Below are 15,649 nucleotides of genomic sequence, written 5' to 3' on the forward strand. Positions count from 1 at the left end.
ATAGTACCGTCTGACAAGCAGAGCGCGGGATAGCTAGCTTGTCAAAGGGGCACACGCTTGCATACAGGCCATGACGGGTTTGCACGCCTGAATGTCTCTGATACTTGCAGCCGATGCGAAGCGGAGGGTGCGCGATGTCTGATCCTGTTGGAGACCTTTTGGTGCTGCTCGATATCGAGCAGCTGGAGCTTGACCTGTTTCGGGGCCAAAGCCCTGATGAACGCGCAAACCAGCGTGTTTTCGGGGGACAGGTCATCGCACAGGCGCTTGTGGCAGCGCAGCGCACCGTATCTGAAGACCGCATTTGCCATTCATTGCATGCCTATTTCATAAGGCCGGGTGATCCCAAAGTACCGATCATCTATCAGGTCGACCACGCACGCGACGGGGGCAGTTTCACCACCCGTCGGGTTGTCGCCATCCAGCACGGCAAGCAGATATTCAACCTCGCCGCCAGCTTCCAGGTCCCTGAAGAAAGCTGGGAACACCAGCATAACATGCCTGAAGCGCCCGATCCGGAAACGCTGAAAGGCCTTCGGGAGCGCCGCCTCGATATCGCGGACCAGGTACCAGAGAGCATCCGCCACGAGTTCACGCGCGAACGTGACATTGAAATGCGTGATGTGTCGCCACTAGACCTGTTCAATCCCGCACCGGCCAGCGACTCGCACCAGGTCTGGATGCGCGTTGCGCGCGATGCGGGTGATAATCAGGCGCTGAACCAGTGCCTTTTGGCCTATGCGTCCGACATGAGCCTTCTCGGTACGGGGAACCGGCCGCACGGACTGACATGGTTCGATCCGAAACTCATGTCAGCCAGCCTCGATCACGCAATCTGGTTCCACGCGCCCGTGAAGTTCTCTGACTGGCATCTTTATGTGATGGATAGCCCGTTTGCCGGTGGTGGACGTAGTTTCAACCGTGGCAGCATCTACAATCGCGATGGCAAGCTGGTCGCCAGCGTGGCCCAGGAAGGCCTGATGCGCCAGAAGAAGCGCAAGAACTGAGGATTTTTAAAAGCCCGCCTGACAAGAAAGCGCTGATTCATAAGAAATTTCGTTATCATACAAAAACTGTTGGGAATTACAGCTGAAAAGGGCTTGCGCCCGCGCCTGCTCCCATTATTACGGGACTCCGGAGCGTAGCGCAGCCTGGTAGCGCATCTGGTTTGGGACCAGAGGGTCGGAGGTTCGAATCCTCTCGCTCCGACCATTTTCTCAGCGGGCAAAACGCCCGTACTTGTTGAGATTTTCCTTTAAATACCAGCCTCTCCACGCGAAACTCCCACCTTGTCGCTTTGCGGCCAAATCGGACAAAGCCGGACAAATTCCGACCTCCCGAGGTGGCTTATTGGTGGCTCAGAGGTGGCTTGGGTGGCACAGGGCTTGAAAGCCACCGTCTTCAGACTCGAAAGAGAGCAAGAAGACATGGCCAATAACAGGCTCAAACTTACCCAAACCAATGTTCAGCGCCTTATCAGGGACCACGACGGGGCGAAGAAGGTACGCCATTGGGACACTGAGGTCCCGAAACTGTTTTTGGCCATCACGCCGAAGGGGAGCGCAGCCTACAAGCTCCGAATCGTGAAACCCGACGGCAGCAAGACAGACGCGAAACTGATCGCAGCAAACGACGGCTCTCCCGAAATTGCCCGCGCCATGGCCATGAAAGAATTGGGCCGGATGGCGCTGGGAGAAGCAGACCTGGTCACCCGCAAGCGAATTACAAAGGTTGCGGCGCAAGAGGAGAAAGCATCGACATTTGCCGCTCTGACTTCCCTCTTCATGGCAACATCGGAGAAATCCCCGCCCAGCATCAAGCAACGCACCTACGATGAACGGGAAAGGCTATTGAGAGTCCATATCCTGCCTTCGCTTGGGGAAACACAATTCCGGCAGATTACCAGGGCTCAGGTCCGAGGATTGGTGAGGTCGATCCAGGCCGAAGCCGCCAAACACCCTCGCGCGAAGGAAAGCAGCAATCCCGGCGCAAAACTCGCCAATGAATGCCAGGGCGTTATCCGTGCGGTATTCAACTGGGCCATTGAAGAAGAACTGACAGATGTGAACCCAGCCACCTTCCGGAAACTGTTCAAGGACACACCCGACAAACGCTCACAGATGCCAGACGGGGCGCTGAAGCTCATGTGGGACGCATTGAACGAAGAGCTGCGACGCAGCGAAGGACGCCACGGCTGGGGGGCCGCACTGGCCATCATGCTGCATGCCCTCACCTTGCAAAGGCCCGCCGAGATCGTTGCTGCCAGGCGAGACCAGTTCGACTGGACGCCCGGTAAAGAGATGTGGCGCATTCCCGCCGGGCAGACAAAAACAAACGAAGTCTACGACGTACCTCTGTCACCTCAGGCCGCCTCTCTGTTCCGCGAGGCGCTTTCAAAGCACAATCTGCCTTGGGTGTTCCCGAACAAGGCAGGCGATAACCACATTCGCCACGATGGACCGAAGCAGCGTTGGATGAGAATCCGCAATAAGCTGGTGGCGGAGGCCAAGAAAGCTGATGAGCCCTGCCCACTCGCCGGCGTTCAACTCTACGACTGCCGGCGCCTCGGTCGGACACTTTTGGTACGAGAGCTCGGTGTATCACCGGCGATCGCCGAGGCGTGTATCAATCACGCGCCCGACCGATCAATGCGCACGCGCTATGATGTGGGAGAGAGTAGAGGCGATGTCCGCCAGGCGATGGAGTTGTGGGCCAAGGAAGTGGAACGGCTTGTCGACAATTTTTAACAGGATGGGACTATCGGTCATTTTGAGAATGACCTTAAGGCAAGTTAAAAGCACTAATCACAAAGAGAAGCGAAACCGACTGCGCTGTCAGTTTCGCACGCGCAAGCTTCGCATTTTTGGAAAAATACATACCAATATCGTAATGCCAGCTCGACGAGCTTTGGGTGACTGAAACCTTCTAACTTCTTACTTGGTGTGACGAGCATCCTGTCTATGAACTAACCAATTCGCCAATATCCCACACAGCTATTCGGGTTCAAGGAGTGCTCGTCTGATTGCCGCTTTGCGTTGGTTTGTGAGCCCAGCGCACGATTCCAGAAAACCATCGGCGCCGTCATATTTGCGATCCATCCAGCTGAAACTTTGTTTGAGAAAATCTCGCCGAACGCCTGAAAGGAGACTCAGGCTTTCGGGGTGCAGTGGCTCACCCACAATAGCTGCTAAAGTCTCTGTGCTGCGAGTAATACTGGCTTGCGTGAGTCTGTTCTGCGTCTCGAGATAATCCTTCATTATACCATCCATCGACGATCCCAATGCATGGAGAAGCAGGGCGACCGCAACCCCGGTACGATCCTTTCCCGCTGCGCAATGTATCAGAATGGGCGGCGAGCCAGCCTCTATTCTTTCGAACACGATCTGCAATGCAGGAGCGACAGCCATCGGGATTGAACGATAGATACTGTGAAGGAGGTCTCGCACTGTTTGGGGTGAACTGTCGGACGCAAGTTTCTCCCAGAACGATCCCTTGGCGCGAACATCTGTACCGACATTCAATTGAAACAGTTCGGCGCCGTTCTCCCGAAAATGCTCATTCTCGTCGTCCGCCGCTTCACTTGAACTGCGCAGGTCCATCACGACGCCTATTCGGCATTCACGAAGGTAGGCGATATCGGCCTCTGTCGGCCTCAACACGGCATCAGAGCGAAACACCAATCCCGGCCTTACCCGCCGGCCTCTATCGCCGATCAGTCCTCCCAGATCACGGAAATTTGGCGCACATTCAAGCACGTTGGTATCTCATTGCAGACGAGCGCAGTTCCCGTTCTATAGCAGCGTTGCGCATCGTAACTCGAAGATAGCGAGCAGTTTCAGCCCCCTTATTGAGGGCATCCCGTTTTGACCGCATGACTAGTCCTCGCTCTATTTTCAGACTGCGCCTCATGGTCCAAAGACGCCTGTAGCTTATGAGCGACACGTCAACGCATTGCACTTCAAGCTTCAAGAACTTTCTCCGATGAAAGTTAAAACGTATCGCCAATTGTTGTAATGGCACCAGCGTTCAAACCTCAATCCGTCCCGATACGAATTGGTCAAATAAAAAAGGCCAACGGAACCATTCGGCTGGTGCCAAAAGGCGCCGTTGGCGAGGGAACCGAAGCGCGGTATAGGAGGAAACATTGCGCTCGGAGCGGGCTCCGACCGACTGCCTGCCTAACGCCAGCCTCCTCATGAGAGGGGGGACGCGAGAATGCCAGTACGACCAGAGCTGACTTTGACCTTAATCTGTCCCGAGGCGCCTGCCAATAAAAAAGTACAACCGTTTTATTTTTGCATTCACCGGAGGGAAGCATCGGCGTATTACCATATGCGGGGATCAGCTTTGCGGCGCTGGTGTCGAGACCTTGAGTCCGTCACATTGCTCGGTGACAGTTACTTGGCAGGAAAGTCGGGAATTCGGCCTGACGTCTTCCGCGAAACTCAACATGTCAAGCTCGGCTCCCTCGGCCTCTCCGAGGAGCGGCATGAAGTCGTGGTGGATATAGACGTGACATGTCGCACAGGCACATGCACCGCCACACTCAGCCTCCAGTTCGGGAATATCGTTCTTGACCGCCGCCTCCATCAGCGTTTCCCCGTTCCTGGCATCCACCTCTCGTGTCACACCGGTGTGATCCGTAAAAGTTATCTTCGGCATGACCGCGCATGTCTCCCTGATTTGTTTGATTGTGTGGATTGTGGATTGATGTTCGTGACTGGGGGAGAGGTCGCCGGCTCAACCGCCCCTGGTTCTGCCCCGCATAGTATTACTGCATGGTGCTTCCACCGTTCACACTGATGACCTGACCTGTAACAAATCGGGCTTCATCCAGACACAGATAGGAAACCATGGATGCTACTTCGTCCGGATCGGCGGAACGACCCTTTGGGATCACGGCCTCCATCTCTGCAACGATCGGAAGTCCGGCTTTCTTTGCAGCGATCACCTGTGGAGTAAGCACCATGCACGGTGCCACGACATTTACAGTGATGTCGTAGCGCGCATATTCACGCGCAAGGCCAGAGGCAATCGCATGAACGCCGCCTTTTGCAGCATTGTAGATTGCATGCATGAAAAGGCCGTTCCGGACAGAGTCAGCGCCGATATTCACAATTCTTCCATAGTCATTTTCGACCATTGACGGGAGGGCGGCCCGAGTAGTCCAGATCGTCGTCCATAGATTCCTGTCGATCGTTTGACGGATCGTGGTGGCGGTATGGTCCGGCGTCCACTCAATTACCCCGCCCCCGGCATTGTTCACCAGGATATCAACCTGGCCGAATCGCTTGATCGCGGACTGGACGAAATCATTGGCAACCGCTTCGTCGCTGAGATCGCCAACGCTCAGCAGCGCGTCTGGAGAAATGGCCGCGCCTACAGCTTCCAGCGCTTCGGAATTAATGTCCGCCAAAGCCAGGTTTGCACCGCCTGCAGCCAGGCGCCTGGCAACGGCCTGACCTATGGGACTGGCGCCGCCGGTGACAAGCGCCGTCTTGCCATCAAACCTCATGACTCCGCGCGCTCGCCAAGTGGCTCTAGCACACCTACTTTTCCCATCCGCGGGTCCGGAACGCCTTCCCAATAATCAATCGATTCCAAGGACGCCGGCATCTCACGAGGCATACGCGGATCTGTCTCCGGGAACTCTTCCATTCCGTAGCTGTACTCAATGGTCATTCCGTCCGGATCGAGGAAGTAGAGAAAAACCGATTCAGATGGCGGGTGTTTTCCTATTCCGTACACGATGGGCACATCCGCCTTCTTCATTCTGTTGTTCGCCTTGCCGATATCACCCATTTCCGTGACCATGAAATTCACGTGATTGAGTCCGGGCTTGCCTGCCGATCCGACGCCGAGGGAATGATGGAATGGGTTGGGGAAACACCGCATGAATGTGACCATGCCATGGATCCTGTCGGAGACCCTGAAATTCATCTCATCCATCAAAAAGCTTTCAGTCGCAGACCTGTCCGCGCTGCTCAGCACGATGTGTCCCAGACGCGCGATCTTGGTGTGCGTCGGTTGAAAAGCATCGGGCGCAGCTTCCATCTCATGATAAAATTCGAATGTCGCCCCCGTCGTCGGCTCGGTCATCCGGAAGGCCCGGCCGATCCCCAGCTCGCTACTTTCAGAAGCGGCGACCGGGTGACAGGCGATTCCGATTGACGTTAAATGCGCCTCTATCGCATCAAGCGCTGCTTCACTTTCCATCTGCCAGCCGACTCTTTTCACGCCAGGCGTGTCGCTCTTGTACAGAACAACGTCGTGGTGGCGATCGCTGCATCGGAGAAATGCCATGTCGGATTGAGGCCGTTGGTCCATCTTCAGGCCCACAAGTGTTTCATAAAAGTTCACGCTAGCGTCGAGATCGGAAACATTCAGCCCAACATATCCTAGCCTGCGATAGCGGATGGCATCGATCGTCATATGTCTCTCCATGTTGAAGGCTCTCGCCGAAATGGCTCACACTCGCCAGTACTCGGCCACGCCATTCAATAAGCAATTAAAGCAATTGTCTAAATCGATGTCCAGCGCCAAAAATGGAGGGAGGCTGCTTCATGCATCAGCACATCGATCAACGGGCAGGCTGGCAGCAAGCAGAGCTGACCATTCCAGAAATTACAATTTCTTGTGCGCGCAGCCGCGAAACTTCCGCCGCCCAGGGCCTTTGGATTGACCTCGGCCTGACCACAAACCTCCAGTCCTCTGGGTGCTATCAATCCTCAATATCGGCCAGGTTTCGCGACTGAATGACACATATTATCATTGCGACTAGCAGAAGAGGTGCGACGAGAATGCCCGCCCTGCTCAAGCCTAGTGAGAGTATGGAGTCTCCGCCGGGCTCTGCCCCCATACGGCCAAGGAAAACGATCAGGATAGGACCGACACCAAACCCAAGAAGATTCATCGACAAGAGATTCATCGCGGCCAGGCGACCGCGAAACCTGCTAGGACTGAATATCTGAAAGCCAATGACCGGGAGCACAGCCCATGCTCCACCTATCATGACGGCCGCAGTCATCCAGGCCAGCATCAACGTTGCATTTTCAATGCGTGGCGCAATCGGAAAAACGACGAGTGCTGCGCAAGCTGCTATCAACAGAGCCACCGGTGGTCCGGCATTTCTTCGGATTTTTTCAATTCGCATGGCCAGCCATGGCCAGAAAAATATACCGATCAGTCCAGCCGGCGCCGTTGTGAAACCAAATGCATAACCAGCTGCCGACGGCTCAAATCCATGCTCTCGCACCAGTATGGTAGGCATCCAGGTCGGCATGCCCAATCCGAAGATGGTCAGAAGGCCCCCACTCAAAAGGAACGGAAAATAGAAAGCCCAGTTTTTGCGTAGATAGACAAAGAAATCTGCGAGACTTGCGCTGCCTGCTAGCTTGTCCGCCGAGATCCGTCGCTGCGGTTCGCGCACGAACAGGAAAAAGCAGGTGGCAAGCAGAAGCCCGGGCATACCCACCATAGTCAGCGTCAGGCGCCATGGGGCCATGTTTAGATTCGGACCTATGGACCCGGCAAGTTCCAACGCATAAGCGCCAACGATGAACGAGCCCGTCCCCATGATTGCGCCCACGGAGGAGTAAACGGCCATCGGCGTCGCGCGCTTTTCCCGAATGAAATAGTCAGCAATGAGGGACACGGCTGCCGGGGTGAGCACGGCTTCGCCGATGGCGACGCCGGACCTGCACACGAGCAGGCTTACGAACCCTGTCGCAAAGCCCGATGCAATCGTCGTCAGACTCCACAGAATAATACCCGCGAGAAGCAGCCCTTTTCGCTGATGGGTATCAATCCAATGGGCCAATGGCAGGCCGGCCATCGAGTACAATATGGAAAAGCCTGCCCCCATCAGCAGTCCGAGCTGAGAATCGCCAAGTCCAAGATCGCGGGAAATCGGATCTGCGAGCAGCGACAGTATGAACCTGTCGACGAACGAGGTCGCGAACAAAAGCGTAAGCAGGATTACCGCAACCCACTTGTGCCAGCCCTCCGCATTTTCATCGGCAGATGATTCAGTGACCTGTTTCATTTTTATTACCCCCAAATTTTTATAGAACAGGCGTACTCTGCGGAATCACAAAAGTACAACGGTTTGGACGCCAGGGTCCAATGACCGCGCAGGCCATGTACCTTATGCTCGTAATTCGCCAGAACTACACGAAATATCAAGCAATTGTCGCTACGGAAGGTTTGACTGATTTGGGCACAAATGCTGCATTATCATCTGGATAGCTTGCGCCAAGCATTATTGCTTGAGCAGTTTGTTTTATATCGCTATTGTGCGCTGCAGCATGAATGGGCTTAGTACAGATCGCGTGTAGATCAGAAGCAGGCACGTAAACAGGAAGATTTGACCTATGGCGGAATTTGATGATTTGACGACTCGAAACCGGATCAAGGTTTCCGCGCGCCGGCTTTTTGCTGAACGCGGAGTGGAAGCTGTAACCGTTCGCGAAATTGTCGCCGCTTCAGGAGCAAAAAACGGCGGTTCACTCAATTATTACTTTAAGTCCAAGGAAGGTTTGATCCTTGAACTGCTCGCCGAAATATTTCGCGAATCAAGTGACGGTTGGCTCATCGGTCTCTCGCAGCTCGAGAAAAATGGCGGCCCTACATGCGTACGGGATGTGGTTGAAGTGCTTGTGCGCTGGCCCGACACGTCCACATTCTCTGATCCTTCGCCTACCGCCTCCCGTTTTCTCAGCAGCCTTTTGTTTACGCGGAGACATATGGTGCGTGAATTCCTGGAGAAGATGAACTTCTCCGTGTTCGCGCGTTTGCTGGAATACATTCAGCACCTCCATTCGGACATTCCATCAGCAGTCACGCAACAAAGACTGATTTATTTTGCCTGGTACCTCATCTCGGCGAAGTCGGCTTTTGAATCCTACCAGGCCACAGGTCGCCGGAATGCGATATGGACCGATTTCGACCCCATGGAGAACCTGATCGATACAGCAACCGCCCTGATTGAAGCGCCCTGTTCTGTTGTAGAGAAGAAATCCTCTGCATCCAGCCGCTTGAAGGTTGTCAGAGGTCGCGGCAAGCACGCCGTCATGCTCCAGGCATTGGACGCTGCTCTGCCTCGTTAAGCAGCCTGCCGCTGGATCATGCACCATTCTGATGTCGATCCCGAGAAGATGATCTCAGGTTTTCTGGCAAGAACAATCGTTTTATCCTAATGTCTGATTGGAGCGAATCGAACGCTCTGAAGCAATCAGACGAATGCGTTCGCGCAGTGCGGCAAAGGATATCATGATGAAAGCAGCCATATTGCAGGCTCGCGGCGAGAGCGGTCTGGTCATCTCAGATGCTCCGGAGCCGGAACGCCGTGCAGATGAAAGCATCATGCGCGTGCACGCCAGTTCGCTCAACAGGGTGGACTTGTACATGCGCGACAGCGGTTTGGGCATCACGCATGATTTGCCGTTGATTCTCGGCGTAGACGGTGTCGGCGAAATCGTCGATCCGGCACCCGGAAGCCAGTTTAGGTCGGGAGACCGGGTCGCGCTTTTCTCGACCCTGTTTTGCGGCCAATGCAGATACTGCCTCGATGGGGATCAACCCCTATGCCTGCGAGCAAGAATTGCAGGCGAACACAGAGACGGCAGTTTCGCTGAATTTATCTCCATGCCATCCAAGTGCTTTATCCCGCTCCCAGAGTCGATCAGCTTCGAGGCTGCTGGCGTTTTGCCTGCCGCTTATGTCACAGCGTATCGCATGCTGTTTGGCAAACGCCCCATCGCTCCAGGGGAAACTGTGCTGGTCGTGGGAGCTGGTGGCGGCGTTGGGGTCGCATGTGTCCAACTCGCCGTCTTGGCTGGCGCAACAGTCTACGTAACGACGTCAATACAAGAAAAACTAGATCAGGCGGCGTCATTAGGCGCGCAAGCCGGCATCAACTATCGCTCGGAAAATGTGCCTGAGACCATTCTCGCCCTGACAAAGGGGCAAGGCGTCGATATGGTTATCGATAGCGTCGGTCAGGCGACCTGGAGTGACTCACTTCGGTGTGTGCGCCGTGGCGGTTGTATCGTAACGTGCGGCGCTACAACCGGCGGAAACCCTCCTGCCGATATTCAGCGGCTGTTTATCCGTCAACTCGAAATTTACGGCTCTACTGGAGGCAATATCCGAGAATTCAGGAATTTGCTGGCAATGGTCGAACAGGGGCGTCTCAACCCTGTGATTGATTCACGTTTTGAACTCGCGTCGCTGAACGAAGGATTCACGCGATTGGCGGCGGGCGAGCAGTTCGGGAAGATAGCCATTCAAATACCTTGACCCACCCAAGTTGATCCGCTCACCGAGTGATCCCTAAACCTTTGGGAACTTCTCGATTCACTCATTCACTCGGAACGTCAGGCATAGCCGAGGTTTCGTCCGACCCTCGAAGCAGCATGCGTCAGTTTCAGCGATAGTGCGGGTATTTGCGCTGCTGCCTGATCCGACCATGCCATGGATAGAGACAAGGCTGCTATTGTACGCCCTGATCCGTCATGAAGCGGGACGGCTACACACATCATGTCTTCGGCGATTTCGCGGTCATCTATCGCCATACCTTTTTGCCGGACCCGTGCCAGTTCTTGCCTCAAAGCGCAGCTGTTCGTGACCGTCCGTGGCGTTGCAGAAACAAAATCTTCTGCAGACAGGTATTCATCAAGGTCCACCTCGCTGAGAGACGCGAGCAAAACCTTTCCAACGCCGGAGCAATACGCCTCAAGCTGCATGCCTTCCCGGGTGAAGTGCGCCTGGTCCAGGCTGGCGCCGTTCGATTTCACCAGGTAAGTCACCATCCCCTCTTCAAAGACGCCGAGGTGAGCCGTCAGTCCGGTTTCTTTCGAAACCTGACGCAGTATCGGTCTGGCGGCCTCTGCGAGAATGTCGTTGAATTCACGGCCTCGGGCAAAACCCATGGCGGCAACACCAAGGTCATATTTGCCCCGCCCAATCCGGGATATCAAACCATGCTTCAACAATTCCGCGGCGAGGCGGTGAGCAGTTGAAGTTGGTAGCCCGAGCTCCTTGGTAAGCGTTGAAAACGATGTCTTGCCGCGGTCCGTCGCGATAAGGCTAAGCAGGGTCAAGGCTCGCCCCAGAGAACGTGTATCATCCAAGCGCATCGATTTCATACTCCCACAGTACGAGAATTTAAAATTAGTGCAAATTGATTAAATCACACACGTCACATACGAACGGCAAACGGTTCAACACACAGGCGCCGGGAGACTTTAAAAACATGGCGACGATAAGCAAAGAACTCGAAACCGAGGCTGCCCAGCTGCGGTCCGCTTACTCCAAAGGCGCAATCCCTCCCATGCGACACATCATGGAGCCAACCGATATTGAGACAGCGTACGCGATCCAGCGGATCAATACGCGCTATTGGCAGTCATCGGGCCGCAAAGTAGTTGGCCGCAAGATTGGCCTCACGGCTAAGGCGGTCCAGACCCAGCTTGGCGTAGATCAGCCAGATTATGGCGTCCTCTACTCCGATATGGAAATCGACGACGGCGGCCTTCTGGCACCTTCGAAATGCCTGCAGCCTAAAGCAGAAGCGGAAATTGCTCTGGTGCTTGGGCGGGATCTTTGTTCGACCAACGTGTCCATTGAAACAATCATAGAGGCGACTGACTACGCAGTTGCGGCAATCGAAATTGTGGACAGCCGCATCGCGGACTGGAAAATAACATTCGCAGATACCGTTGCCGACAATGGCTCGTCTGCCTTCTTTGTTTTGGGCCAGGAGCGCCACAAGCTCGACGGGCTCGATCTGTACACATGCGGTATGGCGCTTGAGATAAATGGTTCAGTAGCATCCCTCGGCGCGGGCGCTGCGTGTCTCGGCCATCCGCTGAATGCGGCCGCCTGGCTTGCGTCCACGCTCGGCGCAATGGGCGAAGGCCTGAAGAAAGGCGCCATCCTGCTGACAGGGGCCCTCGGCCCCATGGTCGCCTTGACTCCCGGCGATCATGTCTGCGCCAGGATTGGGGGTATTGGAAAATGCGAATTCACCTATGCGGAGGACTTCAAATGAACGAGCGCATAAAAGCGGCGGTCATCGGTTCCGGGAATATCGGGACTGATCTCATGATCAAGATCATAAGGAATTCCAAAGTGCTGGAAATGGCCGCAATGGTCGGCATCGATCCGGATTCTGATGGCCTGGCGCGGGCCCGTAGGTTTGGAATCGCCACCACACATGAGGGCATTGATGGCTTGCAGCGTCTTGATTGCTGGGACGATATCAAAGTGGTGTTTGATGCGACCTCGGCAGGCGCGCACAAGAAACACAATGATGTCGTTACCTCTGCCGGGAAAGTGATGATCGACCTGACTCCGGCCGCCATCGGTCCTTATGTGATCCCCGTGGTGAATGGCGACAAACATCTTGGCGCAAACAATGTGAACATGGTCACGTGCGGTGGTCAGGCGACAATTCCGATCGTCGCCGCCGTGTCATCCGTCGCGACGGTCCATTACGGCGAAATCGTTGCCTCGATTGCCTCCAAGTCCGCCGGCCCTGGCACCCGGGCCAATATCGACGAGTTCACCGAGACGACGTCCAAGGGAATCGAACAGGTCGGGGGCGCCGCAAAAGGCAAGGCAATCATTGTACTCAATCCGGCCGAGCCGCCGATGATCATGCGCGACACGGTGTTCACACTGTCCAGCGGGGCCGACGAAGCAACGATCGAAGCGGCGATTTTGACGATGGTGGAAAAAGTCAAATCCTATGTTCCTGGATACTGCCTGAAACAGAAAGTCCAGTTCGAGCGCTTCGGCTCGAACAACAAGGTTCATATTCCTGGTATCGGCGAGTTCGAGGGTATCAAGACAAGCGTCTTTCTGGAAGTGGAAGGTGCCGCGCACTACTTGCCTGCATACGCCGGCAATCTGGACATCATGACATCGGCAGGCCTTGCAACAGCAGAAAAAATTGCCACTACCCGCTTCCTGAAGGAGCCAGCACAATGACCTTCGATCCGACAAAGCAGCGGCTCTATATTCAGGACGTGACGTTGCGCGATGGCATGCACGCTATTCGCCACCAGTACGGCCTGGATCATGTCCGCAATATTGCTCGCGCACTCGATGAGGCCGGCGTCGACGCAATCGAAGTCGCCCACGGAGATGGTCTTAACGGCTCCAGCTTCAATTACGGCTTCGGAGCTCACACAGACTGGGAATGGATCGAAGCAGTGGCCGATGTGGTCAAATCGGCCCAGCTGACGACCCTGCTACTTCCCGGGATTGGCACTATCGAAGAGCTCAAACATGCCCACAGCCTGGGCGTCCGTTCGGTCCGTATTGCCACGCATTGTACGGAAGCTGACATTTCTAAACAGCACATCGAGGCGTCACGGGCGCTCGGTATGGATACGGTCGGCTTCCTGATGATGAGCCACATGATCGAACCCGATGCGCTCGCTGCACAGGCGAAGCTGATGGAAACCTACGGCGCCGAGTGCGTCTATGTCACCGATAGTGGGGGCGCCATGGACATGGACGCGTACCGCGCGCGGCTCGACGCTTACGATCGCGTACTGAAGCCTGAGACCACCCGGGGCGTTCATGCTCACCATAACCTTTCACTCGGTGTTGCAAACTCGATCGTTGCGGTCCAGGCAGGCGCCGTACGTGTCGATGCTTCCCTCGCAGGAATGGGTGCAGGCGCAGGCAACGCACCTCTGGAAGTGTTCATCGCCGCCGCCGATCGCAAAGGCTGGTCCCATGGCTGCGACCTCTTCAAATTGATGGATGCGGCTGAAGAACTCGTCCGCCCCCTTCAGGATCGGCCAGTTCAGGTCGATCGCGAAACACTGTCTCTGGGCTATGCGGGTGTTTATTCGTCATTTCTGCGGCACGCTGAAAAGGCATCGAAGGATTACGGTGTTGATACGCGCCAGATCCTTGTCGAACTTGGCCGCCGCCGCATGGTTGGGGGTCAGGAAGATATGATTGTCGACGTCGCTCTCGACCTTTCGCGCGCATCAACCACCTAGGTCCCCAAACGCGTCAGGAGAATGGGAGCCTAGGCGTGCTTTCGCATCAGCGCATGTCGTAGATTGGGCAGACGATCCACGCCGAAATACATGTCTGTGCCATCGATATAAAAGGTCGGCACGCCGAAAGCGCCCTTGTCGATCGCAGCCTGAGTGTTCGCCCTCAATGCATCACGGGCACGTGCCCCGTCAGAATCTTCGATAAGCGCGTTCCCGTCGAAACCTAGCTCGTCGGCTAATCTCACGAGTATCATTCTGTCAGAGATGTCCTGATCCTGGGACCAATAAGCGTCGTAAACGGCTCGGGCCCAAGGAACACAGGATACGCCCTTTTGATCCTCCAGAACGATACATGCGCGCATGGCAGCGGCACTGTTTACTGGAAATACGCGGGGCGGGAAATTCACAACCTTCCCCGTAATCCGGGACCAATCACCTATGTCTTTCTGATTGTAAGCGATCTTGGCCGGAACATGAGTTCGGACATGATATACACTTGAATTCACGGCGTTGAATATGCCCCCCACCAGGACAGGCCGCCAAATCAGCGACTCGTTGAATTCGGCGGCCAACGGCTGGATTCCCTCAAAGCCGAAATATGACCATGGACTCGAGCAATCAAAAAAAACTTCAATCATGACTCGGCGCCTCCTTTTCGTAATCTCGATCATCTTGCCCGTTCCGGAATTACTACATCGGGGCAGGAGCCCGGTCGATGGCGCTTTCGGGTTTGGGGAGGTTTTTTAATTAGTACTTTTGTTTTAGTTTTTTGCGAAGACTGCAGGCGTATCAATTAAATTGACGCCTTCGAATCTCTTTATCTATTTGTTTTTAAAGCTTTTTTATTCCCATTGCTTTTCTGCGATCAGATTTGAGATCGTCGCAGTGTAGACTTATCTGTAAGTTCTATTCTATAGATTTCGGTGTGAGCAAGACACCCTATCCGCATCCAGGAGGAAAATATGGATTTCAACCTTCCCAGCGAGAATGATCCGAGACGGCTGGAAATCCGCGCCTGGTTCGCAGATAATCCCAATCCGACCTACTCGCAAATTGCCGAGCGCGGTCTGGCGGCTCCAAACTGGCCTGCACCCTGGGGACTTAGCGCCGATCCGGAGCTGCAATACATCATTGAAGAAGAGTTCGCGAAGGCAGGCGTCATACCGCCCTACAACATCAACGCGATCGCTGTGAACCAGTGCGGCCAATCACTGCTCGTACACGGGACTGAAGCGCAGCGTGAACAATTCCTTCCACCAGCCCTGGCCTGCGAGCACATCTGGTGCATGCTATTTAGCGAACCTTCCGGGGGGTCCGACCTCGGCGCCATCCGGACCACCGCTCGCCGCGAAGGTGATCACTACATCATCAATGGCCAGAAAATCTGGACCTCGGCAGCCGACAAGGCAACCATCGGGGTTCTGGTCGCGCGAACGGATCCGTCGCAACCCAAGCATAAGGGATTGAGTCAGTTTATTCTGGACATGAATACGCCCGGCGTGACCGTCAGGCCCATTTACGACATGTCCGGGGAAGAGAACGAATATAACGAAGTTTTTTTCGATGACGTGCGCATTCCGGCTGATCGGCTTCTGGGCAAGGAAGGCGATGGCTGGCGCCTTGTCATG

At 55.1% G+C, this 15,649-nt stretch carries 15 protein-coding genes and 1 tRNA gene; 9 read left to right on the plus strand and 7 right to left on the minus strand.

The features are described from left to right. The first annotated feature begins 134 nt into the window (after nucleotides 1-134). From tesB to HY30_RS17380, 3 genes are all read left to right on the plus strand, one after another. Nucleotides 135-1,007 carry an acyl-CoA thioesterase II gene (tesB, locus tag HY30_RS17370; protein ID WP_034743801.1) on the plus strand — a complete coding sequence of 291 codons (873 nt, stop codon included), beginning with the start codon at nucleotides 135-137 and terminating at the stop codon, nucleotides 1,005-1,007. Nucleotides 1,008-1,135: 128 nt separating this feature from the next. Beyond that, nucleotides 1,136-1,212: transfer RNA gene (locus HY30_RS17375), tRNA-Pro, on the plus strand. Between the two features lie 173 nt (nucleotides 1,213-1,385). Beyond that, nucleotides 1,386-2,747, plus strand: coding sequence for a tyrosine-type recombinase/integrase (locus HY30_RS17380; protein ID WP_034743804.1), 1,362 nt, complete (start codon nucleotides 1,386-1,388; stop codon nucleotides 2,745-2,747). Nucleotides 2,748-2,993: 246 nt separating this feature from the next. On the opposite strand, the gene HY30_RS17385 is transcribed toward HY30_RS17380, so the two are convergent. From HY30_RS17385 to HY30_RS17405, 5 genes are all read right to left on the minus strand, one after another. Continuing rightward, nucleotides 2,994-3,755, minus strand: a complete 762-nt coding sequence (locus HY30_RS17385; RefSeq protein ID WP_034743807.1) for a tyrosine-protein phosphatase — start codon at nucleotides 3,753-3,755, stop codon at nucleotides 2,994-2,996. Between the two features lie 586 nt (nucleotides 3,756-4,341). After that, nucleotides 4,342-4,662 carry a 2Fe-2S iron-sulfur cluster-binding protein gene (locus HY30_RS17390; RefSeq protein ID WP_034743811.1) on the minus strand — a complete coding sequence of 107 codons (321 nt, stop codon included), beginning with the start codon at nucleotides 4,660-4,662 and terminating at the stop codon, nucleotides 4,342-4,344. Nucleotides 4,663-4,771: 109 nt separating this feature from the next. Further along, the gene (locus HY30_RS17395; protein WP_034743814.1) at nucleotides 4,772-5,515 is read right to left on the minus strand and encodes an SDR family NAD(P)-dependent oxidoreductase; all 744 of its coding nucleotides are present in this window, start codon (nucleotides 5,513-5,515) and stop codon (nucleotides 4,772-4,774) included. Continuing rightward, nucleotides 5,512-6,432, minus strand: a complete 921-nt coding sequence (locus tag HY30_RS17400) for a VOC family protein (RefSeq protein ID WP_034743817.1) — start codon at nucleotides 6,430-6,432, stop codon at nucleotides 5,512-5,514. The genes HY30_RS17395 and HY30_RS17400 overlap by 4 nt, the downstream gene beginning before the upstream one ends. Before the next feature lie 289 nt (nucleotides 6,433-6,721). Further along, nucleotides 6,722-8,044, minus strand: coding sequence for an MFS transporter (locus tag HY30_RS17405; RefSeq protein WP_034743820.1), 1,323 nt, complete (start codon nucleotides 8,042-8,044; stop codon nucleotides 6,722-6,724). 328 nt (nucleotides 8,045-8,372) lie between these two features. On the opposite strand from HY30_RS17405, the gene HY30_RS19550 reads away from it, so the two are divergent. Then, on the plus strand, nucleotides 8,373-9,107 hold the full coding sequence (locus HY30_RS19550; protein ID WP_051615657.1) for a TetR/AcrR family transcriptional regulator: 735 nt from the start codon (nucleotides 8,373-8,375) through the stop codon (nucleotides 9,105-9,107). Nucleotides 9,108-9,270: 163 nt separating this feature from the next. After that, complete coding sequence (locus HY30_RS17415; protein WP_162176973.1) at nucleotides 9,271-10,299, plus strand: zinc-binding dehydrogenase; 1,029 nt, start codon at nucleotides 9,271-9,273, stop codon at nucleotides 10,297-10,299. Nucleotides 10,300-10,376: 77 nt separating this feature from the next. On the opposite strand, the gene HY30_RS17420 is transcribed toward HY30_RS17415, so the two are convergent. After that, nucleotides 10,377-11,147, minus strand: coding sequence for an IclR family transcriptional regulator domain-containing protein (locus tag HY30_RS17420; RefSeq protein ID WP_081812347.1), 771 nt, complete (start codon nucleotides 11,145-11,147; stop codon nucleotides 10,377-10,379). A gap of 107 nt (nucleotides 11,148-11,254) precedes the next feature. Between HY30_RS17420 and HY30_RS17425 the strand changes: the two genes are divergently transcribed. From HY30_RS17425 to dmpG, 3 genes are read left to right on the plus strand one after another with little or no spacing between them, the layout of a single operon-like run. Next, the gene (locus tag HY30_RS17425; RefSeq protein WP_155839406.1) at nucleotides 11,255-12,052 is read left to right on the plus strand and encodes a 2-keto-4-pentenoate hydratase; all 798 of its coding nucleotides are present in this window, start codon (nucleotides 11,255-11,257) and stop codon (nucleotides 12,050-12,052) included. Beyond that, nucleotides 12,049-12,993: an acetaldehyde dehydrogenase (acetylating) gene (locus HY30_RS17430; RefSeq protein ID WP_034743821.1), complete on the plus strand. Its 945-nt coding sequence runs from the start codon at nucleotides 12,049-12,051 to the stop codon at nucleotides 12,991-12,993. Before HY30_RS17425 ends, HY30_RS17430 begins: the two co-directional genes overlap by 4 nt. Further along, on the plus strand, nucleotides 12,990-14,021 hold the full coding sequence (gene dmpG / locus HY30_RS17435; protein ID WP_034743823.1) for a 4-hydroxy-2-oxovalerate aldolase: 1,032 nt from the start codon (nucleotides 12,990-12,992) through the stop codon (nucleotides 14,019-14,021). Before HY30_RS17430 ends, dmpG begins: the two co-directional genes overlap by 4 nt. Nucleotides 14,022-14,050: 29 nt before the next feature. Here the strand turns inward: dmpG and HY30_RS17440 are convergent, their stop codons facing one another. After that, nucleotides 14,051-14,659, minus strand: coding sequence for a 2-hydroxychromene-2-carboxylate isomerase (locus HY30_RS17440; RefSeq protein WP_034743971.1), 609 nt, complete (start codon nucleotides 14,657-14,659; stop codon nucleotides 14,051-14,053). A gap of 324 nt (nucleotides 14,660-14,983) precedes the next feature. Here HY30_RS17440 and HY30_RS17445 point away from each other — a divergent pair. Then, on the plus strand, nucleotides 14,984-15,649 hold a 666-nt coding region (locus HY30_RS17445), incomplete at its 3' end, for an acyl-CoA dehydrogenase family protein (RefSeq protein WP_034743825.1).

It is taken from the genome of Hyphomonas chukchiensis (genome assembly GCF_000682695.1).
Classification (GTDB): Bacteria; Pseudomonadota; Alphaproteobacteria; order Caulobacterales; family Hyphomonadaceae; genus Hyphomonas; species Hyphomonas chukchiensis.